At 61.0% G+C, this 23,510-nt stretch carries 21 protein-coding genes; 11 read left to right on the top strand and 10 right to left on the bottom strand.

Annotation, left to right across the window (positions count from 1 at the left end):
• Nucleotides 1-92: 92 nt before the first annotated feature.
• Complete coding sequence (locus GA829_RS01305; protein ID WP_195176798.1) at nt 93-872, bottom strand: helix-turn-helix transcriptional regulator; 780 nt, start codon at nt 870-872, stop codon at nt 93-95.
• A gap of 142 nt (nt 873-1,014) precedes the next feature.
• On the opposite strand from GA829_RS01305, the gene GA829_RS01300 reads away from it, so the two are divergent.
• The 5 genes from GA829_RS01300 to GA829_RS01280 all read left to right on the top strand — a co-directional run bounded on the left by GA829_RS01300 (nt 1,015) and on the right by GA829_RS01280 (nt 8,229).
• Nucleotides 1,015-3,144, top strand: a complete 2,130-nt coding sequence (locus GA829_RS01300; protein WP_195179475.1) for a hydantoinase/oxoprolinase family protein — start codon at nt 1,015-1,017, stop codon at nt 3,142-3,144.
• A gap of 13 nt (nt 3,145-3,157) precedes the next feature.
• The gene (locus tag GA829_RS01295) at nt 3,158-5,362 is read left to right on the top strand and encodes a hydantoinase B/oxoprolinase family protein (RefSeq protein ID WP_195176797.1); all 2,205 of its coding nucleotides are present in this window, start codon (nt 3,158-3,160) and stop codon (nt 5,360-5,362) included.
• Entirely contained in the window at nt 5,359-5,844 is a 486-nt protein-coding gene (locus GA829_RS01290; protein WP_195176796.1) for an acetone carboxylase subunit gamma, read from the top strand. Before GA829_RS01295 ends, GA829_RS01290 begins: the two co-directional genes overlap by 4 nt.
• A gap of 81 nt (nt 5,845-5,925) precedes the next feature.
• Nucleotides 5,926-6,753 (top strand): SDR family NAD(P)-dependent oxidoreductase, encoded by an 828-nt coding sequence (locus GA829_RS01285; protein WP_195176795.1) that lies wholly within the window; start codon nt 5,926-5,928, stop codon nt 6,751-6,753.
• A 210-nt stretch (nt 6,754-6,963) separates the two neighbouring features.
• Nucleotides 6,964-8,229, top strand: a complete 1,266-nt coding sequence (locus GA829_RS01280) for an O-antigen ligase family protein (RefSeq protein WP_195176794.1) — start codon at nt 6,964-6,966, stop codon at nt 8,227-8,229.
• Nucleotides 8,230-8,250: 21 nt separating this feature from the next.
• On the opposite strand, the gene GA829_RS37280 is transcribed toward GA829_RS01280, so the two are convergent.
• The 3 genes from GA829_RS37280 to GA829_RS01265 form a co-directional block, all read right to left on the bottom strand.
• The gene (locus GA829_RS37280; RefSeq protein ID WP_308462319.1) at nt 8,251-8,808 is read right to left on the bottom strand and encodes an acyltransferase; all 558 of its coding nucleotides are present in this window, start codon (nt 8,806-8,808) and stop codon (nt 8,251-8,253) included.
• A 52-nt stretch (nt 8,809-8,860) separates the two neighbouring features.
• A complete protein-coding gene (locus GA829_RS01270) occupies nt 8,861-10,120 on the bottom strand; it encodes a polysaccharide biosynthesis/export family protein (RefSeq protein WP_195176793.1) in 1,260 nt (419 codons plus the stop codon).
• Between the two features lie 82 nt (nt 10,121-10,202).
• Nucleotides 10,203-10,880, bottom strand: coding sequence for a sugar transferase (locus GA829_RS01265; RefSeq protein WP_195176792.1), 678 nt, complete (start codon nt 10,878-10,880; stop codon nt 10,203-10,205).
• A gap of 599 nt (nt 10,881-11,479) precedes the next feature.
• Here GA829_RS01265 and GA829_RS01260 point away from each other — a divergent pair.
• Nucleotides 11,480-11,752 carry an exopolysaccharide production repressor exox gene (locus GA829_RS01260; protein ID WP_195176791.1) on the top strand — a complete coding sequence of 91 codons (273 nt, stop codon included), beginning with the start codon at nt 11,480-11,482 and terminating at the stop codon, nt 11,750-11,752.
• A 21-nt stretch (nt 11,753-11,773) separates the two neighbouring features.
• On the opposite strand, the gene GA829_RS01255 is transcribed toward GA829_RS01260, so the two are convergent.
• The 6 genes from GA829_RS01255 to GA829_RS01230 all read right to left on the bottom strand — a co-directional run bounded on the left by GA829_RS01255 (nt 11,774) and on the right by GA829_RS01230 (nt 17,586).
• Nucleotides 11,774-13,618 carry an ABC transporter ATP-binding protein gene (locus GA829_RS01255; RefSeq protein WP_195176790.1) on the bottom strand — a complete coding sequence of 615 codons (1,845 nt, stop codon included), beginning with the start codon at nt 13,616-13,618 and terminating at the stop codon, nt 11,774-11,776.
• 75 nt (nt 13,619-13,693) lie between these two features.
• Nucleotides 13,694-14,680 carry a phosphoenolpyruvate carboxykinase (ATP) gene (locus GA829_RS01250; RefSeq protein ID WP_195176789.1) on the bottom strand — a complete coding sequence of 329 codons (987 nt, stop codon included), beginning with the start codon at nt 14,678-14,680 and terminating at the stop codon, nt 13,694-13,696.
• Nucleotides 14,677-16,587 (bottom strand): asparagine synthase (glutamine-hydrolyzing), encoded by a 1,911-nt coding sequence (gene asnB, locus GA829_RS01245; protein WP_195176788.1) that lies wholly within the window; start codon nt 16,585-16,587, stop codon nt 14,677-14,679. The genes GA829_RS01250 and asnB overlap by 4 nt, the downstream gene beginning before the upstream one ends.
• Nucleotides 16,584-17,015, bottom strand: a complete 432-nt coding sequence (locus tag GA829_RS01240) for a lasso peptide biosynthesis B2 protein (protein ID WP_195176787.1) — start codon at nt 17,013-17,015, stop codon at nt 16,584-16,586. Before GA829_RS01240 ends, asnB begins: the two co-directional genes overlap by 4 nt.
• On the bottom strand, nt 16,999-17,346 hold the full coding sequence (locus tag GA829_RS01235) for a PqqD family protein (protein WP_258052081.1): 348 nt from the start codon (nt 17,344-17,346) through the stop codon (nt 16,999-17,001). Before GA829_RS01235 ends, GA829_RS01240 begins: the two co-directional genes overlap by 17 nt.
• Before the next feature lie 87 nt (nt 17,347-17,433).
• Nucleotides 17,434-17,586, bottom strand: coding sequence for a lasso peptide (locus GA829_RS01230; protein WP_195176786.1), 153 nt, complete (start codon nt 17,584-17,586; stop codon nt 17,434-17,436).
• 521 nt (nt 17,587-18,107) lie between these two features.
• Between GA829_RS01230 and GA829_RS01225 the strand changes: the two genes are divergently transcribed.
• The 5 genes from GA829_RS01225 to GA829_RS01205 all read left to right on the top strand — a co-directional run bounded on the left by GA829_RS01225 (nt 18,108) and on the right by GA829_RS01205 (nt 23,433).
• Nucleotides 18,108-19,256, top strand: coding sequence for a nucleotidyltransferase family protein (locus GA829_RS01225; RefSeq protein WP_195176785.1), 1,149 nt, complete (start codon nt 18,108-18,110; stop codon nt 19,254-19,256).
• Between the two features lie 70 nt (nt 19,257-19,326).
• Nucleotides 19,327-20,343 (top strand): glycosyltransferase family 2 protein, encoded by a 1,017-nt coding sequence (locus GA829_RS01220; RefSeq protein WP_195176784.1) that lies wholly within the window; start codon nt 19,327-19,329, stop codon nt 20,341-20,343.
• 285 nt (nt 20,344-20,628) lie between these two features.
• Complete coding sequence (locus GA829_RS01215; RefSeq protein ID WP_195176783.1) at nt 20,629-21,030, top strand: hypothetical protein; 402 nt, start codon at nt 20,629-20,631, stop codon at nt 21,028-21,030.
• Nucleotides 21,031-21,179: 149 nt separating this feature from the next.
• Nucleotides 21,180-22,028, top strand: coding sequence for an endo-1,3-1,4-beta-glycanase ExoK (exoK, locus tag GA829_RS01210; protein ID WP_195176782.1), 849 nt, complete (start codon nt 21,180-21,182; stop codon nt 22,026-22,028).
• A gap of 73 nt (nt 22,029-22,101) precedes the next feature.
• The gene (locus tag GA829_RS01205) at nt 22,102-23,433 is read left to right on the top strand and encodes a UDP-glucose dehydrogenase family protein (RefSeq protein ID WP_195176781.1); all 1,332 of its coding nucleotides are present in this window, start codon (nt 22,102-22,104) and stop codon (nt 23,431-23,433) included.
• Nucleotides 23,434-23,510 lie beyond the last annotated feature (77 nt).

The following is a 23,510-nucleotide window of genomic DNA, read 5'->3' as shown; positions in this document are numbered from 1 at the left end:
CACCCGGCGGCGATCACAATCAGGGCGAAAGGGGCGGGCCTTTGTGATGGCGGTCAGTAGCCGAAAAGCCCGACGGCGACAGCCAGAGGCGCCTATGCCCCCGGCCGGTGCTGGAAGAACTGCAGGAACAGCTCCCGTTCGGTGGTGATGTCGAGCTTCTCGTAGATGCGCCGGCGATGGTTCTTGACCGTGCCGACGGTGATGCCGAGACGCTCGGCGATGTTCGCTGTCGGGTGGCCGGCCAGGATAAGCTGGACAAGCTCGCGCTCCCGCAACGACAGCTCCGGCCACAGGCTGGGCGGAATGCTTGGCTGCTGCCGGGGTGAGGCGCCGGGACTTGTCGGCGCCGAGGTGCGAGAAAAATCGGATCCTCGTGCCATGACATCGCGCTCATGCAGCGCTTCGAACACCGGCAGCCTCTCGTTCAGCAGGTCGATTTCGCCGTCCTTGAATGACGACGTCGAGCGGTCGAGGAAGATGCCGAGGCACCAGTCGCCGCCATCGGCCAGCATGATGCCGACTTCGTCGCAGATCTCCGACTGCGCGAGAAAGCCGGCTATGTACTGGCCGCGCTTGGCCTGGTCATCGGCGAACCGCTTCAAGGGCATGATGCCCAGCCGCCGCTCGCGCCGCCAGGAGGCATAGAACGGGTCGAAGACATAGTAGCTGGCGAGGTAGCGCTGGACCATCTCGTCGGAAAAGCGCCGGTGCTTGATGAATTCGGGCGTCTGCGTCGCCGAATAGCGGGTCACGGTGACGAGGTCATGCGCAATGTCGGCGCCGATCAGGTCGATCAGGCAGTCGACATGGCGCTCCGTGCCGGTGGCGGCGATCGCCCTGGCGAGCGGCGCCCAGATAGTGCTCATGCGCATGCCCTTTTCTCGGCGATGTCAGCCCGACCGTCATTGTGTCTTTAGGCATATGGCGCGAGGCCACCGGTCGAATCTAGCCTGTGGCCATCCTAGACCACATTCCGAGGCGACCGTGACCCAGCCCAACCCCGCCGGCCCCATCATTGGCAATCCAATTGTCATCGGCATCGACGCCGGCGGCACCATGACCGACACGATCCTTGTCGATCAGGACGGCCACTTCAAGATCGGCAAGTCGGCAACCACGCCGAAGAACGAGGCCGAGGGTTTTCTCGCTTCCGCCGAGGACGCGGCGGATGCCTGGGGCATCTCGCTGGAGCAGCTGTTCTCCGGCGTCAACGTCGTGCTCTATTCCGGCACCGGCATGCTCAATACGCTTCTGTCGCGCACCGGACGCAGGCTTGGCCTGATCACCACCAAGGGCCTCGAGGACATGATCCTGATGGGCCGGGGGTTGCAGGCCTGGGCCGACTATTCCTATGCCGACCGGCTCCACGCGGTGACCCATCACCATCCCGATCCGCTGGTGCCGCGCCGCCGCACGCATGGCGTCACCGAGCGCATCGACCAGTTCGGCGACATCGTGCTACCGCTCTACGAACATGAGGTTGCCGCTGCCGCCAGGAAGCTGATCGCCGACAAGGTCGAGGGGATCTGCATCATGACGATCTTCTCGCACGTCAATCCGGTGCACGAGAAGCGCATCGCCGAGATCTGCCGTGAGGAGATCGAAAAAGCCGGCGCCGAGATCACCGTCTACACCAGCCACGAAGTGCGTCCGGTCATCCGCGAACAGTCGCGGCTGAACTCGGTGCTGATCGAGGCTTACGCCACCTCGCGCGGCCGCAAGCAGCTCAAGGGTATCGAGGACGTCTCGAAGAAGTATGGCTTCAAATATGGCGTGCAGACGCTGCTCTCCTTCGGCGGCCTGACCTCGATCAACCATCCGCGCCTGCACGAGACCATGATCTCCGGCCCGATCGGCGGCATTCTGGGCGCTGCCTATGTCGGCAAGTTGATCGGCAACGACTCGCTGATCTGCTCGGACATGGGCGGTACCTCCTTTGACATGGGTGTCATTTCGCGCGGCCAGACGCGGATCGAGAACGAGCCGCTGATGGATCGTTTCAAGCTCAACGTGCCGACGCTGCATCTCGACACGATCGGCGCTGGGGCCGGCATGATCCTCAAGGTCGATCCCTTGACCAAGAAAGTCAGCCTCGGGCCGGAAAGTGCTGGCTCCGACCCCGGCCCGATCTGCTTCGCCAAGGGCGGAACCGAACCCACCATCGCCGATTGCGACGCCATTCTCGGCCGGTTGAACCCTCACTACTTCCTTGGCGGCAAGGTCATCCTGCAGGTCGAGAAAGCGCGTAAAGCCTTCGAGGAGAAATGCTCCAGCCTGCTCGGTGTCGGCGTCGAGGAAGCTGCTGAAGGCATGATCGACATGCTGGAAGCCGACGCCAACAACGCGCTGCGCCGGGTCATCTCCGGCCAGGGCATCCATCCCTCCGAGTTCACGCTGCTGTCCTATGGCGGTTCGGGTCCGCTGCACCTTGCCGGCTGCTCGCGCGGCATCGGCTTCAAGGACATCATTACCTTCCAGTTCGCCGCCGCCTTTTCCGCCTTCGGTTGCACCACGGCCGACTTCATGCGCCGGCATTCGGTGTCGACGCAGCACGACATCCCGTCTCGTGCCGATGAGGCGACGCTGGCCGGCTTCGGTGCCAAGGTCACCACGGTGTGGAACGATCTGACCAAGGCCGCGGTCGACGAGATGATCGCCGATGGCCATGCACGCGAGAAGATCAAGACCGTGCCGTTCCTGATGATGCGCTACACCGGCCAGCTCGAGGACGTCGAAGTCATGGCGCCGCTGGCCGAGGTCAACTCAGCCGACGACATGCGCAAGGTTCTCGACGAGTTCGAGGCGGTCTATGCCAAGGTCAATCACCGCGTCTCGCGTTATGGCGAGGCCGGCTTCACGATCACCGAGCTCGGCCTGATCGCCACCGCCGACAAGGTCAAGCCGGTGCTCTTGAAGCGCCCGCTGGGCAAGTCCGATCCTATCTCCGCTCACAAGGGTGTCCGCGAGGCCTATATCGGCGGGCGCTGGCACAAGGCCAATCTCTACGAGATGGACCTGTTGCAGCCCGGCCATGAAGTGATCGGCCCGGCCATCATCGAACATCCTGCCACGACGCTCGTCGTTCACCCGCAAGACCGTGTCCATGTCGATGAATGGACGCTGCTGCACTACACCCACGCTTGAGAGGGCGACCGCCATGTTGGACAAACCTGCCTCGGCCCTGCGCCTGCGCGAAAGGCTGCTCGATTCCGAACGGCTGATGGAAGAGACCGGCTGCTATGACGGCATCACCGAACTGTCGCTACGCAACCAGGACCCGCTGAAATTCGAGACGCTGCATACCAAGCTGCGCGCCTATTGCGTCTCGGCCCGCGAAATGGCCCGCCGCATCTCGGCCTCGCCTGGCGTGCGCGAGGTCGGCGAGATGGTGGTCGCCATCTACACGCCCGAAGGTGACGCCATCGCGCTCTCCAACGGCATCATGGTCCACGTCCACACGATGAGCCGTTTCATCAAGTGGATGATCAAGAACAATTACGAGGAAAACCCGCGCATCCGCGAAGGCGATATTTTTGCCAACAACGACGCCTTCATCGGTACGGTGCAGGTACCCGACGTGATGGACGTCGTGCCGATCTTCCATGAAGGCACCCTTGTCGGCTGGGCCGGTGCGGTCTGCCATGAACTGGAAGCCGGCGGCATCACGCCCGGCGGCGATGTCTGTCTTGCGCAGGAGCGCTTCACCGAAGGGCTGTTCGTCTGCGCCGAGAAGATCGGCGAGAATGACGAAATCCGCCGCGACTACGTCATCCGTTGCGAGCGCAATCTGCGCATGCCGATCTACTGGGTGCTGGACGAAAAGGCCAAGGTCGCCTCCTGCATCGACATGCGCGAAAGCGTCAAGCAGCTGATCTCCGAGATCGGCCTCGACTACTGGATGAAAGTGTCGAAGGAATTCATCGAGGAGGGCCGCCGCGCCCAGCTCGCCCGCACCCGCCAGCTCACCGTTCCCGGCATCTATCGCGGCCATACGTTCTATGGCCACGTCACGGCGGGCAAGCCCGGTTTCCAGCTGCTTGGCGATCCCGACTGGCTCTACAACATCCCGATCGAGATGGAGATCACCACCGACGGCAAGATCACCATGGACTTCGAGGGTACGCAGCCCTGGGGCTACCATTCGATGAACTGCACGCCGGCCGGGATGGATGGCGGCATGTTCGTGACGCTGACCCAGCACATGAATTTCGAAGGGCTGGTCAATGACGGCGCCTGGATGGCGACCGAGCTGAAACTTCCGCACGGCACCTGGACCAATCCTGACAACGAGATGGTGGCGACGGCGACCTCATGGGCCTTGCTGCTGCCGGCCTATGGCGTGTTCCAGCGGCTGTTGTCGCGAGGCTTCATCGCCCGGGGATTCGTCGAGGAAGCGTTCGTCGGTCAGGTCAACAGCCCGATGATCGAGATGGGCGGCGAAAGCCAGTACGGCACGCCCTTCGGTATGGCGCATTTCGAGTGTGCCGCCGCTGGCTCCGGTGCGCTCGCCATCGCGGATGGCCTCGACACTGCCTATGTCGGCTGGAACCCCGAATCCGACATGGGCAACATCGAGGTCTGGGAACAATCGATGCCGATGGTCTATATCGGCCGTTCGATCGTGCCGAATTCAGGCGGCGCCGGCAAATATCGCGGCGGCTGTTCCTTCGTCTCGACCTGGCTGATCAACAAGACCTCGCATCTCAGGCTCCACACCTCCGAACACTCCTCACGTGTGTTCGACAATGGCGGCTTGTGTGGCGGCTATCCGGCACCGACCTGTCAGAAGCATCGCGCGGTGCGCAACTCCAACATCCACGAACTTGCCGCGAAGGGAGCTCCTCTGGCGCATGCGCCAGGCATCGACCCACATGTCTCGGACTATGAGAAAAACATCGGCGGCGATCATGTCGTGGTCGAAGGCCCCTACATCACCTCGCCGCACAAGTCCGGCGACATCTTCAGCCATTCCTACAACGGCGGTGGCGGTTACGGCGATGTGCTGGAGCGCGATCCGATCAAGACGGCCTGGGATGTCGAGAACGGTTTTCTCACCCGCGAGGCGTCGGAAAACGTCTTCGGCATCATTCTCAAGGACGATGCCGACGGCTATCCGCTGGCCGACATCGACGCCACGGTCAAGCGCCGCGCCGAGATGCGCAAGGCGCGCCTGGCCAAGGCCATTCCGGTCGCGGACTGGATTGCCGCCGAGCGCGGCCGCGTCGAGCAGGCCGACTTCGCGCCGGAAGTGAAGAAAATGTATGCCAGCGCGATCAAGCTGTCGCAGCGCTTCACCAGGGATTTCAGCGATTTTTGGAACGTCGATGCCAGATCGATCTTCATGCCGGGAGCAAAACCATGACCGCATACAGCAAGGAAGTTCTCCGCGATCTGGCTGCCGGCCAGCTGCCCTGGCCGCAGACAAGGCGGATCATGAGCGCCTACAAGGACGATGACCGCTTCTTCAAGATGGTCGCCGTCTATCAGGATCGCGTTGCCTGGAAGGATCCGATCCTGCTGCCGGTTTCCGATCACCTCTTCATCTGCCAGAGCGGCGATGAGCGGATCACAAGATGCGAGTGCGGTCACTCCTTTGGCGACTACCGCAAGAACTGGAAGCTCAAGGCAGCGATCCATGTCCGCAACACCGAGGAGGCGCTGCGCGAGATCTATCCGAACAGCGACATTCCCGACCCGCAATGGATGGAGATCCGTGAATTCATCTGCCCGCGATGCGGCACCTTGCATGAGGTCGAGGCCGCCGCGCCCGGCTATCCCATCGTGCACGATTTCGAGCCTGATCTCGAAGGGTTCTATCGCGACTGGCTGGGCAAGCCGCTTTAAGGGGGCGTTGATGTCGTGGGTCGCGTCGACAAATCCTCGCGGACCTGATTGCTTGTCTCAACCGAGCGGAGAATGCGCGCGATGACAAACCTTGCTGGCCGTGGCGCGATCGTCACCGGCGGCTTTTCGGGCATGGGCTTCGCCATTGCCACGGCGCTGGCGCAAGCCGGCGCCAATGTCGCCGTCGGCTCCTACATCGCGCCCGCCGGTGCGAATAAATCCGACGCCGCCTACTATCCCGGCGCCGATGAAGTCGAGCGCGTGCAGGCGGCCCTGGCTGCTCATGGAACCAGGGTGCATGCCGCTCATCTCGATGTTCGCGACAGCGATATCACCAACCGTTTCATGACCGAAGCCGAAGCCGTCATCGGGCCCGCGGACATCCTGGTCAACGCCGCCGGCACCACCGCCGAGCAGCCGGTATGCGGCCATCCCGACGCGCTGTGGGACAAGATCGTCGACACCAATCTCACCGGCGCCTTCCGCGCCACCCGCGCCGTGCTTCCCGGCATGATCGGGCGCGGCTGGGGCCGTATCGTCAACATCGGCTCGACCGCCGCCTCGGTCGGCTGGAAGGACAATCCGGCCTATTGTGCCTCCAAGGCCGGCCTGCTCGGCCTGACCCGCTGCGTGGCCCTGGAAGGTGCTCCCCACGGCGTTACCTGCGTCATGATCAGCCCGACCTGGGTCGAAACAGAACTGATGCGCCGCAACGTGGCGCAGGTGGTCGAGCGCGAGGGCAAGGGCCGGACAGCCGAAGACGCGATGGCCGAGATCGCGCGCGGCAACCCGCAGCAGCGCATGCTGCAGCCGCGGGAGATTGCCGCACTTGCGGTCTTCCTCTGCTCCGATCTGGCCAAAGGCATCACCATGGAGAACATCCAGGTTACCGGCGGAGCGCTGTGGTAGGCGAGCTGTCCGCCGCGAGCCTCATTCGGGAGGGCACGCCCTGCGATCGGCTGTAAGACAAGTTGACCGGATTTGCCATTGAGCGGCAGGCGCGATAGGTTATATTGCACTGCACAATGGAGACGCCTTCGATTGCACACCCTTGTTCGCGGATATGCCTGCTGGTCCGCATTGCGCTCGGTATACGAGCTGCATTGAGCCGAATCTGACATGAAGATTCCAAAAGCGCTGCTGATCGATCCGGAGAGAAACACGGTTTACGGTGGTTTTGCCGTCGCCGTCTCCATCTGGGCGTTTTCCTACTCGGTTGTTTTCGGCCAGGTTCTCATCCTTGCCTACTATGCCGTCTGGCTGCCGCTCATCCTTGTCGACTACCGGCGCTTCCTGCGGCAACTGTCCAGCGCTTGGCTGCCGCTGCTGCTCGCCGCCTATGTCTGTTTCTCGGTCTTCTGGTCGGCGGCGCCGAGCGTCACGGCTAGGACAGCAGTCCAGTATTTTTCGCATATCGCCTGTGCCTATATCGCGGCGCGAACGATCAGCGTGCGCACCTTGACGATAGGCGCCCTGGCCGGGATTTTTGTCGTCCTGCTCTACTCGCTCAGGGTTGGCCACTATTCCGCTGATGTCCTGGACGGGACCTTTAATTTCGTTGGCGCTTTCGCCTCGAAGAACCAGATCGGCTTTGTCGCCTCGCTCGGCATCTATTTCTGCGTCGTCTTCCTGGCCTTTCTCCGGCGCGGCCGGCTAAGTCTCATCCTCACAGCGCCGATCATGCTTTTGTCGGCCTATCTGTTGGCCATCTCGCATTCCGCGACCTCCATCGCCTCGGTGCCAGCGGTCCTGGCACTGGTGGCGCTGCTTGCCATCAGCAAGCAACTGCCAAGCCGCTACCGCCGGGTGATTTTCGTGGTCGGTGCGGGCCTGCTGGTCGTGGTCGCCTTTGTCGCCATGAACCTGGGGTTGATGGATTTCGTCCTCGGCATATTCGGCAAGGATTCCACTCTCACCGGCCGCACCTATCTCTGGGAGCAGGGCTGGGACGCGGCGCAGCAATCGCCGATCCTCGGTGTCGGCTACGCCGCCTACTGGGTGCAGGGGTTTTCCGAGGCCGAGCGGCTGTGGAATGAATTCTACATCTCTGCCCGCAGCGGCTTCCATTTCCACAACACCTATATCGAAGCCCTGGTCGAACTCGGCTTTGTCGGCGCTGGGCTGATCTCGCTGATCATCCTGCGCACACTCCATGGCCACGTCTCCGCGGTGGTTTTCAGGACGTGGCAGGCCGAACCGGTGATCCTGGCAGGCGTGATGGTGCTGCTGCTGATCCGCTCATTCGTCGAGGTCGACATTCTCAACCCCTACATCATGGGGTCGTTCCTGTTGTACTACAGCTACTTCCGGCTGACGCCCGTGCCGGTCTCGCGCCCTCGTTGGACTCCAGCCGGTCTCGTAGAGCCAAACCTGGCAAAGGGCTAGGCGGGCCAGAGGCCCGGCTTGCTAGGAGCGGATGTAGTCAGCTGACGCCACGATCTCGCGAATCAGCTTGGCGGGATTGCCGGCAATCAGGCTGCGCGGAGGAACACTTTTCGTGACCACCGAACCGGCTCCAACCACGCTGTGATCTCCAATTTCGACCCCAGGCAGAATTATGGAATTGCGGCCGATCCATACATTGTCGCCGATCACGACGGCCTTCGTCTTGACGCCGGAGCCTTCGTCGATCTCGTGATAATTTGAATCCTGAATGACAACGCAATCGCCGATAAGGCAGTTCTTCCCAATGCTTACCGCAGCGGAAACATCGATCATGACGCCGCTGTTTATGAATGATCTGGAGCCTATCGACAGGCTGGCGTTACCAAGCACATGGAACCATGATCGCGATCCAAAGCCGCGGAAGGAAACAAGGGAGCCAAGTTTAATGGTGCCCTTGCCCGCGATGTGAGGTGGCACGCCAAGCACTGAAACGCGGTCGGCTATTCCTATGCCCCTGGCTCTCCAGATGGCGGTGAAAATCGTACCTTTGAGATACCTTCGGACCCGATAGATATTCACACGACACCCGCCTTTCGCGCCGCATTGACACGATGGAATATCCGCCCGGGACTTACTGGCTGGCCAGCGGCGCCAGTTTCACCTTGATGACGTCGCCGGGCAGCACGGGCGTATCCTCGCGCGCCGGAATCTCGCTGGTCTTGCCGTCAACGATCCGCACCAGCGCGAAGGATATGGCAGGCTGGTCATTGGCTAGCTGCTGCGAGCCGGGATTGCCCGACAGGGCTTCGGTCATCAGGCCCTTGTTCATACCAAGCTTCAGCGTTGCCTCGTTGAGGTCCGCCTCCGCCTGCTGCCGGTCGGTGGCGAGGGTTGCATTCTGCGTGTTCTCGGCGTCGATCCCGTCCTGCGTCGCCTTGCTGATCGACTGCCTGGCGGTGAGGATGGCCGTGTCATAATCGAGGATCTGACCTTCCAGATCGGCGATCGACCGCTCGGAATTCAAAACCCGCGTGTTGGCGACCAGGCCCTTCTGCGCCAGTGAACCGATGCCGGTAAGCTCCTGCTTTGCCAGTTCGACCTGCCGCTGCTGGTTGACGACCTTTTTCTGCAGCGATTCGATCTCGCTTTGCAGCAGGTTCTTCAGGTCGTCGAGCGACTGCAGTTGCAGCTTCAGCTTCTTCTGGTCCGCGGCCAGGATCGCCATCTCGTCGGCAACGATGCTTGGCAGTTTTGGGTCGTCGGCGACTTCCTTCGGGACGTCGAACGTCGATTTGTCAGCCATTTCCGCTTCGATGCGGGCGCGCTTGACGATCAGGCGGACCCGCTGGTCCTCAAGAACGTCATAATTGCCCTTGGCATTGATCAGGTCACGATCATAGCGCTGGCCCGTATCGGCGCTGTGGCGCAGCCCGCCGGCAACGCTGATGGCTTTCAGCACCGTAAGTTCGGGCACGCATGGATATTGCCCAGGGGTCTGAACCTCGCCCGAAATGTAGAATGGCCGGTAGAGCGCCATCTCCACCGAGGCTTCTGGTCTGTCCGAAAGGGCGAGTTTGCGCTGCAGCCCCTCGCTTATCGCGGCGGCGACCTCGGTGGTGGTTTTGCCGGAGGCTGGAAGCTCGCCGACGAAGGGCACCGACAGCGTACCCGCCGGGCCGACCGTGTATTCGCCGTTTACCGCCGACCAATCCCGGAATGTGCCTTCGACGGTCTGCCATTCGGCAATTCGAATGGTGAGCTTGTCCTGCGATCCGAGATGGTAGTCTCCAGCCGAGGCGACATGGGGAACAGCAAGCGACAAGGCAACACAGGCCGCCGCAAGCCGGGCCGTACGGCTCTTGAGAATGCCGCCGCGAAAGGCTTCAAACATATCTGTTTTCAACTGAACGTTCCGATCCGCTTAGCCCCATCGCCCGATGAGCTTGCCGCCGAAGGTCTGGGTCGGCGGCCGGTCAGTAAGAGCCGCGTGACATCCAGACGGCAGGGACGGTCTTGATGATGATGCGGACATCTTCGAACAGCGACCAGTTTTCGACATAGTGACGATCAAAGGCAACGCGGCTGTCATAGGAGACATCGTTGCGTCCGCTGACCTGCCAAAGGCCAGTCAGGCCGGGGCGTGACTTCAGATAGTAGACGGCGGCGCTGCCGTAGATTTCCAACTCGTCACGCACCACGGGGCGTGGTCCGACGAGGCTCATGTCGCCCTGCAGGATGTTGATGATCTGCGGCAGTTCATCAAGGCTGAGCTTCCGCAAGACAGCCCCGACACGCGTGACGCGTGGGTCGTTCTTCAGCTTGCGGGTCGAAATCCACTCGGCGTTGGCGTCCGGATTGGCGGCCAGATAGGCGGCTAGCACCATTTCACCGTTCGGAACCATGGTGCGGAACTTGAGGCAGGGGAATACCCGCCCTCCACGCCCGATTCGCCGGTGGCCGTAAAAAATCGAACCGCCGTCGGAGAATTTGACGAGCAATGCGACCATCACAAACAGTGGGCTGAGTGCAATCAGGCCGACCAGTGAACCAGCAATATCAAAGCTTCGCTTGAGCAGGCCGCCGATCGGCGGCGGAAAATCAATGCCAGCTTGCGGAAAATCCGCAGTGGCTGACTTGGCGACGTCCCTCATACCGAACTCCATCGTTGAACGAATGGTTTACGGCACGGTATCAAAAAAATGCTGCAGCGCAACACACAATTTCCCAACCCGTTGAAATAGTCACGTCATGAATTGACTAAATAATAAGCTCGTGCTGCACAAGATTCGCATTCCTTAGCGCATTTGTGACGATTGGTGGGCATCGCGAGAAAAATCAGGGCAATTTTTGGGCGAATATGGGGCAGGGCGTTCTCTATTTCGCAGTCTTGAGCACCATAGTGCTTTAGAACGGCGCGATATACGTGTGAATTCGAGTAAAATACTACTCAATGTTGTGTATCTTACCAAAACACGGTGATGCTGAGAGATCGGGATGAAGCCGTAGCGTGCATTGCAACATGGCAGAGTCCATCGGCGAAGCTCAAACAAAAATATGTGTGGTTGCCCTTGCCGCCTATTGCTCGCCTTAATAGAGTTGCAAACAGTTTCTGTCAGACTATCGACAGGTCGGAAAGGTCGGAAGCAACCGGCCGAAATAGGGCGAATCTAACAAGCCCGCATGACAAGGGTTGGGCGCTCGGGTGGGGCAATCGTTTATTGTACCCGGGCCGGTTAACGGGCTGTTGGGTATGTCGCTGCCAAAATTCATCATTGGGATGATTTTCGCTCTGGCGATCGTCGTTGCCTGGTCTTACCTGGGCGGCGCTTCGATCGGCACGACGCTGATGCGTGTCATCATCTGCGCCGTGATCATTCAGGCCGGTTACTTCGTAATCATCTATGCCATGATTGCCAGAAGCGCGCCGACACCGGCTGACACGCTTCGTGACGCCGAGAGAAAGCTGAACACGCCAGACGCGGTCGAGGGCGAGAAGCTGAGCGCAAGGCGAAGCCTTCACTAGTTTTATGATGCCGGCCTGGTTTCAGGTCGCATCCGCCGATTCCCGGTTGGATTGCTCGCCCGACAGCATCCTCGACAATCGGCTCTCGGATTTTTCCTTCAGTCGCCGATATTGCCCGACCTCGACGATACGGCCGTTTTCCATCGCCACCACCCAGTCGGCGAAGGCGATCATCGACGGCCGGTGCGCAATGGTCAGGATCGTCATCACCCCACGCAGCCCTTCGATCGACTTGGCGATCAGCGACTGGTTCTGCCAGTCAAGCGCGCTGGTCGCTTCATCAAGGATCAGCAGCGATGGCTTGCGCAACAACGCGCGGGCCAACGCGATCCGTTGGCGCTCTCCGCCCGAAAGCCGGACGCCACGGTCGCCGACCACCGTCTCCAGCCGATGGTCGAGCCGCTCGACAAAGTCACTTGCATGCGCGGAATGCAATGCTGCCCAAAGGTCTCCCTCGCTGGCCTGTGGAGCGGCAAGCCGCAGGTTCGCGGCAATGGTGTCGTGCAACAAAAACACATCTTGCGGCACATAGGCGACCTGATCGCGCCAGCGCCTGCGGTTCGTCGAATTGATCTCGACGCCGTCGGCGAGGATATTGCCGGCTGTCGGTTCGAGCAGGCCGAGCAACATATCAGCGATCGTGCTCTTGCCAGATCCCGAAGGGCCGATCAGGGCGGTGACCTTGCCAGCGGGAAGGCCGAAAGTGATGTCGCTCACGGCCGGCCTGCCGGAATTCTCGCCATAGCCGAAGGAGACGTTGCGTATGTTCAGCCCGGTTGCGAGCGAGAGTTTCTCGCCTCCACGGGCCTCTGTGTCGTCCATCTCGCGCTCGGCGTTGAAACGTGTCTGCAGGCTGCGCATCGCGGCATAGGCGGGCAGGTTGATGAGCACCTGCTGGATCTGTGTCTGCATGTCCATGAAGCGTGGTGCGATGCGCATGAACACCAGTAGCAAGACAACGATTTCGGCAAGCGACAGGTTGAAGCGCACCAGCGCGACATAGATGAACAGGCTGAGCCCAACGACACTCGCCACCTGAAACAAGGCGGTGCCGATGGTACTGTTTCGCACATAGTTGAGATTGTCGGCCTTCATCCTTTCAAGGATCGAGCGAAGCTGCGTGAAATAGGTGGCTTCGACATTCAAGCTCTTGGCCACTTTGATGCCGCCGAGGAATTCCGAAACCGTGCGGTACTGGTCCTGCCGATTGGTGGTCATCAACTGGCCGAATGCGGCGGCGCGCGCACGAAAAGGCCGAAGCACCGCGAACATGACGATGCCGACCACGCCGGCAAAAACCGTCATGACCGGCGAAATGAACAGTGAAACCAGGAGATAGCCCGCCAAAAGCACGGCGGCCTGTATCAGCATCAGCAGTGAGAAGGCCGTCGTCTGCACGCGGTCTATGTCACCGGTCAAGGCGTGGTCGATGTCGGAGCTTCGCATGCGCGTGAAGATGCCCCATCGCGCTTTTCCGATGCTCTCGAACAGATCTATGCGCAGGCGGTTGACAAAGTCGTAGAGCAGCCCGGCCATGTACAGGGCCCTGAAGCGGTTGAAACCTGCCTGCAGGGCGACAAGCCCGACGAGGGCGCAGAGCATCGTCGTCAGCTGCACGGTGCCATCGGGCGCCAGCCAGCGCATCACCTCATTGTTTGGCAGCTTGATCGCGTAGTTCTGGTCGGAGCGGCCAACCAACTGCAGCAAAGGGACGAGAAGAAGGATCGAAACGCCTTCGGTCAGGCTGCCGAGGATGAGGAAGGCCAAAGCCGCCCACGTTCTGCGCCCGCCGATTCGTGCCATGACAGAACCAAACCCGGCGATTTCCCGAAACAGCGACAGACGAAGGATCGTGGGCTTCGACATCCTTGCTCTCATCGCCGCCTATGAAGGCGCGGCACATTCCCCGACATGCGCAGCGGCTGCTCTGGCACATTGAATCTACGCATCGGAACTCAGGTCCTTCTCGATCAGATCGAGGGCTTCACCGATCCGTCCAAGCCCTGTCGGCACTTCGAGCCGGCACACGCCGACATGGTCGGCCAACTGTGCGCATTGGCGAAGATGCAGCGCCGCGAAATCACCGGCCAGGGCAGAACGGCCGAAGCGCGTCACGTAGGAGAATTTGATGATCGCCGGCAGGGCGGCGATGCCGGGCAACGGCGAAATACCCGCTTTTTCGCCGCGCTCGAGAATATAGATCCGGGTTGCCGGAACCCTGTCCCGCGAAAAGCCGTCATGCAGGCGATGCTGGGCCTTGTCGATTGCCGGATGCACCCGCGGACGCACTTCCGTCTGTCCCAGGGACAGTTCCGAGGCGGCATCGGCGGCCAGCTTGAGTTGTGGAAAGCCGGGCACGATCATTGGCCGCCGTGGGTCGGACAGATCCAGGGCAACGACGTCGTCGGTCAGCAACCGATGCCCGGCCCGGATCATCGCGCCTGCCGTCGTCGATTTGCCGGCGCCCTTGTCGCCCATGAAAACGGCGCTCCTGCCGCCAATGGCGACGGCGCTGGCGTGCAGGACAAGCAAGCCGCGCCGATGCAGCAGAAGTGCCAGAACCGGCCCAAGCAGCGGGAAGGCGATAAGCCGTCCGTCGATATCAGCCGAAGGGTCGATGTCGATCTCGCTCGTCCCCCTGATCAGGAAGCGTCCAACCGCAGGCCAGAACAAATGTTGATGGTCATCGCTGAACCTGAAGGCCGTGACAGTCTGGTCAGCGTCGATGGGTTCGACCGGCCGGAGCCGGATGGTCAGATCCGGAATGGCGGGTTCGGTCCTGTCCAGTTCATCAAGCTCCAATTCCGAGGCAATCACCAGCCCGTAGGCACGGTAGAAGTGCTGGGCCCCGTCCCGGGCATTGGCCGCGAAGGTCAAGCGATCCGAGCGAGATTCGCTGCCGTCCGAGCGCGTTGCGCGTATCGTCATGACTGATAGACCACGGTTGGATGCGCCTGCCTCAGCCAGTGCGCCAGCGAGACAACCCGCCACAGGAATTGCGCCTGGTAGCCATGCGAGGCCTGGGGGTCCGCGACCATTTGCTGAAAAACTTCAGCCACGGCATCGACCTTGACGTAGCTCGCCAGTCCATGCGTGTCGGTCAGCATCCCCTCTATCAAGCGCCTCTGGTTGGTCATGCCGCGGACCAGGTTTGCCATGAAATCGGTTTTGTCGTGCCGCCACTGCACCTCGGCAGGCAGGATGCCCTCCATCGCACGGCGCAGGACAAGACGCGACCAGCCATCGCTGAGCTTCTGGTCTGAAGGCAGCGCAAGGCAGAATTCGACGAGCCGCTTGTCCCAAAACGGATATCTCGGTTCGATGCCTACGGCGGCGGCGGACTTTCCAAGCACCTCGAAAGCGTGCGAAACCAGTGGCGCGGAGAGTTTCCAGCGATGGTAGTTTGCTTCGTTCGACCGGGCTCCCGGGGGGATGCGGATCGAGGCCGAGAAACGCTCGAGCAATCCAGTCCTCGAGACGAAATCGGGTTTCAGATACGTCCGCCAAGTATCTATCCCCTGCGTATTTCGCCGCCCGTGATGCCGGAAAATCCTGGCGCTGCCGCGAAAGCGGGTGATGCTCTCGGACAGCGCATAGTGATTGAACAGCTTTAGATAGGGTTTCAGGCTCGGCCCGCCGTAGAGCCGCGAAAGTCCGCGCAGTTCCTGCCAGAGCGTCAGCCACTGCCCGTCGACCGCGAGTTCATGGATACGGCGGTCGCCATGCGAGACCACCTCGTCGCCGCCATGGCCGTCGAGCAGAACGCGAATGCCTTTGTCCGCGGCGGCGCGGTAGACGCGCCGGATCACTGCCAGGCCAGGCGCGTTAAAGGTGCCTTCCTGTTCGGCCAGCACCCTGTCGAAGCCTTCGAACGAGGCCTCTTCGTCAATGGTTACGAAGTGCGGCCGATATCCGCCCCCGTCCAACACAGCGTCAATGTAGCGGCGCTCGTCCAGTTCCTTCAGTTTAGGAAACACGGCCGAGAATGTCCGCAGCCCAGGCCCGCTGTCTCTGGCGATATGTGCGCCGGCGACGCAGCAAATCGAGGACGAATCCAGGCCGCCGCTCAACATCGAGCCCAGCGCGGTTGACCCCCGCATTCTGTTCTCGACCGATACCTGGAACAGATGCCTGAATTCCTCCGGGTGATCATTGCCGGCCCGGGGCCTGCCAGGCTCGACTTTCCAATAACGGCCGACGCGAAAGCCGTGGCGCGTTACTGTCAGGGTGTGGCCTGGGGGGAGGCGCCGGACGTTGGAATAAGCGGTGTCCTGAACATCCTGGGCCATGCCGGCGAGGAAAGCAGAGACGTGTGAATCGTCGACGGCGAATTCCACACTGCCCACTGCAACAAGAGCCTTTATCTCCGAGGCGAAGGAGAAGCCCGAGTTGTCACGCACATAGTAGAACGGTTTCGCGCCGAAATGGTCTCGCGCGCAAAACAGCAAGCGTCTTTCGCTGTCCCATATGCCGAAAGCGAAGTCGCCGAGCAGACGGCTTGCACAGTCCTCGCCCCATTTCAGATAGCTCTTCATGATCAAAAGCGCGTCGGGCGTGCCCTGGTCCCTGATCCCCAGGCTGGCCAGAAGTTCGTCACGGTTGTCCAGGCGCACGTCAGCCACGATCGCCAGATCGGCATTGGCGAATTTGAGAACAGCAAGACCGTTTTCGCCAGTTGTGTCCAGCCACGCATGTCCGATGGCGACATTGTCGTCATGCCATTGAAAGAACCCGTCGGGCCCCCGGTGCGCGATCGCGGCAAGCATGCGTCCGGTTGCGGCCGAGAGACCGGGCCGCCCAGCTTCATTGGCCAAAATACCCACGATGCCACTCATGCATCGCTTCCGAATTCGGCGAGCGGAATGTAGCGCTGAAGGCTCTGTTGCGTCCCGCCAAGCACGATGTGGTCGCCGCTCACAAGCCAGGCATGAGCTTCGATCTGGCCCGGGCTGCTGCTGTGCACGCCGACACGCAGTTGCGATGCTTTGCCAAGGCGCGACAGCAGGATCTGTCCTGAGAGAGCCTGGGTGAGACAGGTGGCCATGGGTACAACGCGGGAAGCCTGTCGAACCCCCCAAGCCAGGCGGGCAAGCTCTTCGGCGGAAGCCGGTTCCTGGCCGGTTGTCCTGATCAGCCAACGGCGGACGAATTTATAGGACGATACAGTCAGGCCAAGCCGAACGATGCCGACCGTGATCAAACACCCTGCCAGGAACAGGCGGTCAGCCTTTTTCAGCCGCAGGAATTTAATGATTTTCCGCATGGGAGCATACTACAAGCCCAGCATCGGACAATTTTGACAAAAGCGCCGCTAGATCGGCGTCGCATCGGTCCTGCTGCACTGCGTATTTCTTGAGGATTTCCTGTCGTAGGAATGACACCGATCTTGGCTGCTGCATCAATTCCCAGACAAAGGCGCCAACGCCATTGAGGCTGTAATAGATGTTGGAACGCAGATCCAGCAGCGCCAAGCCGCCCGCCAATTCGCATGACACGGCATCCGCCCGGACGAGGTAGATTGCCTGGTTGTCAGATTGTGCCATCACACGCTCAACTTGCACGCTAGAAACCGCTCTGATCAAACGCGTTGACATTGTGTCCCGCCCGGCGGGGTGGGCGGGCCAACGGATGTCGCCCCGCCCGTGCCGACCTGATAGTCCGGTCGAAGCTTGAGCCAAGGATCAAGAGAAGGTCACGTCACCGATGGGAGTTCCCGCGGCAAAGGCCGCGTCGGTGGCTGATCCAACGCTCGCATGTTGGGTGATGGTTTCAATCGAACCATGCACCGTCAGGCTTGGTGTTTCGTATTCATGCTTTTCAACATTCTGTTCCATTTTACTCTCCAATAAGGACTGGAAACGGCCTGTCGAGTGCCGTCAGCACTTTCATGCTGCAACGCAATAGCTGCATGGCAACATTTATGAGTCAAGTCTGATTTACCAATGGTTAATCAGTTTTGGGTTGCGGACGTCACCTCGCGGCGAGATGATCCTCGAAGTGTGGCTTTTTGCCGGGCTGAATTCGTGATCGTCGAGCCTGTATCGGGAGGAATTCTGTAACCTTTTGATTTAATTTGCATAAATAGCATGCCGAGGCAGGCGAAGCTTGCAGCCGTGCCAAAGCAAAGGTTTCGGCAGGTGGGAATATCAGGTTGCTGGTTCGCCAAAATACCCTCACAGGCAGGTATTGCAGATGCATTTTCCGCCGCTGCTAAGGCGTCAGGTTGTAGGCGCCCTGGTCGCGGATTTTGCACTGCAAAAGGAAAAACTGGACGCCGCCGCGGAATTTGGCGATGCTTTGCTTCGCACTGCAGCATGGGCGCCCCCCGTGCGGAATTTTGGAGAGTTTGTACGCAATGGCCTTGCCGGAGAGTTCATACGAGCGCCTACGCGCCGCCGGCTGCGCTGACGAAATCGCCTATGTACAGGCCTGCCTGAGACTGTTCTTTTCAGCGGACAGGGATGCCGCCGGCGACATGTCGATGTCCGGCCCGCCCGTCGATCCAACCCTGTCCATCGTCAACGTGACCGACATCGCCAGGCTGAACAAGATTGGCACCTTCGTCCTGAAGGCGCTTTCGCATGTTCCGCCGCGCGATGGGGCGCCGGAACTTTTCCAGTGGCTGGACAGCTATCGCAGGCGGACGGTTTCGATGAATTCGTCCTGCATCATGGATTCGATGACGATCCGCGACGTGCTGAACGGCAAGCAAATCGATTTTGTCTTTCTGAAGGGGCCGTTCCAGCAACATCAGCTCTATGGCGATCATTTCATGAAGCCGTCGGGGGATGTCGACATCCTGGTTTCGCCGGCAGGCTTCTCCAAGGCGCGCGATGCGCTCCGCTCGATTGGCTATGAGGTCGCCGGCAAGTCACGCTCGGTCTGGTGGGTCCGCTTTCTCGGCGAACAGCATATGAACCGCGGCGAGGGGCCGAAGCCATCGACTGTCGATCTTCACTACCGGCTCCAGCAGCCCGGCTCGCCGAGCCCGCGCGACACCGATGGGTTTCTGCGGCGCAAGCGGCAGCTTGAAATTGCCGGCGCGGACGTGCCGTTCACGTCCGCCGCCGACACTCTGCTGCTCTCCTGCATCAGTGTCGCCAAGGCACTGTTCAATCGCGAGCCTTGTGCCGGCTATGTCTGCGATGTCCGCGCCAGCGCAAGCCGTTTGAGCGCCGCGGATCAGCAAGCCGTGCTTGAGCACGCAACGGCACTGGGGCTGGATGATACGCTGCTGCTTGGCCTGCGCGCGGCGGATGTGCTGCTCGGTGGCGCCGGCACGCCGCTGTCGGAGCGAGCCACGCGGATTCTGGCGCGCATCGGCAATGAGGACCTGCTCAGCATGGTCATCGCCCCCTGGCTGTCATCCTTGCGGTGGCCGCAGCGGCGAACGGTGCTATGGGAACTCTGCGGCCGCGAGCCGGTCCGCTATTTGGCCGAGGCAGGCTGGGCAGCATCCGCCGATCTCAGCCGGCGCATTTTCGAACGGCCTGGAAGTCAGTGATGGCAAGCGTATCGGGCAAGCAATGGGGCGAGGGAAACCGGAACAACCCATGCAAGCGAGAGGCAAACCCATGACCATCACGAGTTCGGACGTCTGCGTGATCATCGCGGCACGAAACGCCGCGCGGACCATCGCGGTTGCCATTGCGTCGGCTTTGCGCGAACCGGAGGTGGCCGAGATCGTCGTCGTCGATGATGCATCCACCGACGATACCGCCGACGTGGCCCGGGCCGCCGATGACGGCAGCGGCAGACTTTCGGTCATGCGCCTCGACATCAATCGCGGTCCATCCTTCGCCCGCAACGCGGCGATTGCCGCATCGAAGTCGCCCTTCATCAGCATCCTCGATGCCGATGATTTTTTCCTCGAGGGCAGATTTCGCAATCTGTTCGCCGTCGCCGATTGGGATTTCGCCGCCGACAACATCATGCTGATCAGGGATGATACAACCACGGATCCGGCGAAGGTCGTCGCTCCGCGATTCCAGGCGGAGCCTGAATCCCTCGGCTTCGAACAGTTCATTGAAGGCAACATCTCCAGACGCCGCGTGCAGAGAGGTGAGTTGGGTTTCCTCAAGCCGGTCATCAGCCGGGCTTTTCTCGACCGGCACGGGCTGCGCTATGACGAGAAGCTGAGGCTGGGTGAAGACTATGAGCTTTATGCGCGCGCTGTCGCCCTTGGGGCGCGGTTCAAGGTGATCCGCTCGTGCGGTTACGGCGCCATCGTGCGTGCCGATTCGCTCAGTGGCCGGCACAAGACACAGGACCTGAAGCGCCTGGCCGATGCCGATCTTGCGCTTTTGGCGCTCGATAGCTTGCCGGAGAGGTCGAAGGCGGTGCTGCGGCGGCATGAGCGGCATGTACGCGACAAATACCGGCTGCGGAACTTCCTCGATGTGAAGGCCGAACGGGGGCTGGCATCAGCCGCGGCCTATGCCTTCGCCAGTCAGTCCAACCTGGTTCCCATCTTGCAGGGGGTGGCGTCCGACAAGCTGGAGGCGCTGTTTCGTCATGCCGGTTTTGCCCCCAGGCGCGCGCCGCCGTTGCGCTTTCTCATGGATGGCACCAGGGTCGAAAAGGACTTGTAGACGTGCTGGCCCGTTGCACCACGCGGACCAGGCCGTGGCTCAAACCATTTCCGCTGGATTTATGAGTTTACAAACTCGATGGTTGCCTCGCGGCTCCGAGGATGGCAGTCTATGTTGCGGTGCAGCAATTTGACGACCATCCGAACTGGCCCCCGATCGGATTGGTCTGATACACTCTCTTTTAGCCAAAAAGAGCTGGACCGTGCGACGCGTGTTTGAACTCCCGGTTGCGGGATTGGCCAGAAATCCGGCGCGGAAGTCGGCGATGACAGGAACCTGAGCCCCATGGCCTCGATATTCGGTTTCAAATCAAGGAACCCGGCACGCGACCGGCAGACCGACGTCTCGCGTCTTGATCGCCTGGCAAAGCTGTTCGAGCAGATCGGCGCCGAGATCGAGGCCGAGCGAGGCGGGCTTGAGAACCGCTACCGGACAAAAGCGACGAACGCGGCCTTCCTGGTCGAGGAGATGGAGAACGGCTCTGCCTCCGACCGCCGCTTGTCCGAGGTCACCTCGCTGACGAAATCGATCCTGAATTGTGAGCAACGCATCGCCGCGCTGTCACGCCAGAACGGCTTGATCAAGGAGCTCCGTCATTCGCTCGATATGGTCTTCGACGAGGATGGGGCGCCCGATTCGGCGGTCCACTCTGAATTTGCGAGGCCGGCAGGTGCCGGCAGACGGTGAAATCGAAGGCTCGGGGATTGCAACACCGATTGGCCGCGAGGCGAGAAAGGGAATTCGGGAGGGGCAGGCAGAAGGTCAAGGTTGGCCCGTTCAGCCACGGTTCGAACGTCGACTTTGGGTTGGGGACACAGCACAAAGGTGAGTTTGGTATGAATTCCGATCCGAAAACAATGTCCACGATCGCAACCGGCGCAATACCGCGCCGGATCAGGCAAACCGGCATCATTGGCGCATTGCTGCTGACCGCTCTTGGCGGCTTGTTGACGTCGCAGACTGCTTCGCGCGCCCAGGACATTCCGACATCGCCATCCTTCGTAGATGACTTCACCAGCTTTGACCGCGCACGCTGGTACGTTTCCGATGGCTGGTCGAACGGGGCGCATCAAAACTGCACCTGGTCGAAGGGCCTGGTCGAGCTTTCCGACGGCGTATTGTCGCTTGGTTTCGAAAAGCAGAAACTGAAGGATCGCGACTTTGCCTGCGGCGAGATCCAGACCAAGCAGCGCTTCGGCTACGGCACTTACGAGGCGCGGATGAAGACCGGCAGCGGCTCGGGCCTCAACGCGGCCTTCTTCACCTATATCGGGCCTACCGACAAACAACCCTGGGATGAGATCGATTTCGAGATCCTGACCAAGGATACCTCCAAGGTGCAGGTCAATGCCTATATCGCCGGCAACGGCAAGAACGAGAAGCTGGTCGACGTCGCGGGTGGCACGGAAAACGCCTTCAACGACTACGCCTTCGTCTGGGAAAAGGACCGGCTGCGCTGGTATCTCAACGGCCAGCTGGTGAACACGATCACCGATCCGGCGAAGTTGCCTTCCCATGCGCAGAAGATATTCTTCAGCCTTTGGGGCAGCGATACCATGACTGGCTGGTTGGGCGCGTTTTCAGATCCGGGCCGCAAGGTTACGCTGCAAATCGACCGCGTCGCCTTCACCGCGCTGGGCCAGCCCTGCCAGTTTCCGGAATCGCTGGCATGCAGCGTAAAGTAGGACCAGTCGCGAAAGTCGATTTGAACTGGCCGGATCGCAAGCGATCCGTTGCCTCAAGCAGGAATGAAACCGAATGAATTTGACCGTCTTTGGAATTGGCTACGTCGGTCTCGTGCAGGCGGCTGTGCTTGCCGAGGTGGGGCACGAAGTGGTGTGCGTCGACATCGACGCCGCCAAGGTCGAGCGGCTCAACCAGGGCCTGGTTCCGATCTTCGAGCCTGGTCTCGAAAGCCTCGTCAAGGAGAACCATGCCGCCGGCCGTATCAAGTTCACCACTGACGCCGCGGCTGGCGTCAAGCATGGCGAGATCCAGATGATCGCGGTCGGCACGCCGCCGGGCGAGGACGGCTCGGCCGACCTCAAATACGTGCTGGCTGTCGCCGAGGCCATCGGCCGGGAGATGGACTCGCCCAAGATCGTTGTCGGCAAGTCCACCGTGCCGGTGGGAACCTGCGAGAAAATCAAGGCGAGGATCGCCGAAACGCTGAAGGCGCGGGGCCGCGAGGACCTGACCTTCGACGTCGCCTCCAATCCTGAATTCCTCAAGGAGGGCTCGGCTGTCGCCGACTGCATGAAGCCCGACCGCATCATCGTCGGTACCTCGAGCGAGGACACCGAGGCGGTGATGCGCGAGCTCTACGCGCCGTTCAACCGCAACCACGAGAAGATGATCGTGATGGATGTGCGCAGCGCCGAATTCACCAAATACGCCGCCAATTGCATGCTGGCGACCAAGATCAGCTTCATGAACGAGATGGCCAACCTGGCCGAGCAGCTCGGCGCCGATATCGAGGAGGTCCGCAAGGGCATCGGCAGCGATCCGCGCATCGGCTACCACTTCATCTATCCCGGCCTTGGCTATGGCGGTTCCTGCTTCCCCAAGGATGTGCGGGCGCTGATCAAGACCGCCGAGGGTGTCAAGTTCGATGCCAAGCTGCTGCGTGCCGTCGAGGAGCGCAACAATGAGCAGAAGTCGGTGCTGTTCGACAAGGTGAACCGCTATTTCAAGGGCGACCTGAAGGGCAAGACCTTTGCCTTGTGGGGCCTGGCCTTCAAGCCAAACACCGACGATATGCGCGAGGCGCCGGCGCGCATCCTGATGGAAGCGTTGTGGCAGGCCGGCGCCATCGTTCAGGCCTATGATCCCGAGGCGATGCAGGAATGCCAGGCCATCTACGGGCTGCGTGACGATCTGCTTCTGTGCGGCACCAAGGAGGCGGCATTGCGCGGCGCCGATGCCCTGTTGATCGCCACCGAGTGGAAGAACTTCCGCGCTCCATCCTTCGATGCACTGAAGGTCGCGCTGACCACGCCGGTCATTTTCGACGGCCGCAACCTCTATGACCCGAAGGTCGTCGCGCGCCATGGCATCGAATATCATTCGATCGGCAGGATGGCCGCGTGACAGCGTGGATGGATTGACCGGTTCCAAGAGGGACGACGTCAGGGAGCACGAGGCGAGCCTCTTCGCCATGCCGCTTT

The organism is Mesorhizobium sp. INR15 (assembly GCF_015500075.1).
Taxonomy (GTDB): domain Bacteria; phylum Pseudomonadota; class Alphaproteobacteria; order Rhizobiales; family Rhizobiaceae; genus Mesorhizobium.
Note: the sequence above shows the minus strand (reverse complement) of the source record. Positions and strands in the feature narration are given on the sequence as shown.

Excerpts from the sequence above, each read along its gene's own strand:
- GA829_RS01265 (WP_195176792.1), bottom strand. The coding sequence starts at position 10,880 with ATGAGGGACGTCGCCAAGTCAGCCACTGCGGATTTTCCGCAAGCTGGC.
- GA829_RS01295 (WP_195176797.1), top strand. The coding sequence starts at position 3,158 with ATGTTGGACAAACCTGCCTCGGCCCTGCGCCTGCGCGAAAGGCTGCTC.
- GA829_RS01260 (WP_195176791.1), top strand. The coding sequence starts at position 11,480 with ATGTCGCTGCCAAAATTCATCATTGGGATGATTTTCGCTCTGGCGATC.
- GA829_RS01225 (WP_195176785.1), top strand. The coding sequence starts at position 18,108 with ATGGCCTTGCCGGAGAGTTCATACGAGCGCCTACGCGCCGCCGGCTGC.
- GA829_RS01220 (WP_195176784.1), top strand. The coding sequence starts at position 19,327 with ATGACCATCACGAGTTCGGACGTCTGCGTGATCATCGCGGCACGAAAC.
- asnB (WP_195176788.1), bottom strand. The coding sequence starts at position 16,587 with ATGAGTGGCATCGTGGGTATTTTGGCCAATGAAGCTGGGCGGCCCGGT.
- GA829_RS01240 (WP_195176787.1), bottom strand. The coding sequence starts at position 17,015 with ATGCGGAAAATCATTAAATTCCTGCGGCTGAAAAAGGCTGACCGCCTG.
- exoK (WP_195176782.1), top strand. The coding sequence starts at position 21,180 with ATGAATTCCGATCCGAAAACAATGTCCACGATCGCAACCGGCGCAATA.
- GA829_RS01305 (WP_195176798.1), bottom strand. The coding sequence starts at position 872 with ATGCGCATGAGCACTATCTGGGCGCCGCTCGCCAGGGCGATCGCCGCC.
- GA829_RS01280 (WP_195176794.1), top strand. The coding sequence starts at position 6,964 with ATGAAGATTCCAAAAGCGCTGCTGATCGATCCGGAGAGAAACACGGTT.
- GA829_RS01230 (WP_195176786.1), bottom strand. The coding sequence starts at position 17,586 with ATGGAACAGAATGTTGAAAAGCATGAATACGAAACACCAAGCCTGACG.
- GA829_RS01205 (WP_195176781.1), top strand. The coding sequence starts at position 22,102 with ATGAATTTGACCGTCTTTGGAATTGGCTACGTCGGTCTCGTGCAGGCG.
- GA829_RS01235 (WP_258052081.1), bottom strand. The coding sequence starts at position 17,346 with ATGTCAACGCGTTTGATCAGAGCGGTTTCTAGCGTGCAAGTTGAGCGT.
- GA829_RS01255 (WP_195176790.1), bottom strand. The coding sequence starts at position 13,618 with ATGTCGAAGCCCACGATCCTTCGTCTGTCGCTGTTTCGGGAAATCGCC.
- GA829_RS01250 (WP_195176789.1), bottom strand. The coding sequence starts at position 14,680 with ATGACGATACGCGCAACGCGCTCGGACGGCAGCGAATCTCGCTCGGAT.
- GA829_RS01285 (WP_195176795.1), top strand. The coding sequence starts at position 5,926 with ATGACAAACCTTGCTGGCCGTGGCGCGATCGTCACCGGCGGCTTTTCG.
- GA829_RS01215 (WP_195176783.1), top strand. The coding sequence starts at position 20,629 with ATGGCCTCGATATTCGGTTTCAAATCAAGGAACCCGGCACGCGACCGG.
- GA829_RS01290 (WP_195176796.1), top strand. The coding sequence starts at position 5,359 with ATGACCGCATACAGCAAGGAAGTTCTCCGCGATCTGGCTGCCGGCCAG.
- GA829_RS01270 (WP_195176793.1), bottom strand. The coding sequence starts at position 10,120 with ATGTTTGAAGCCTTTCGCGGCGGCATTCTCAAGAGCCGTACGGCCCGG.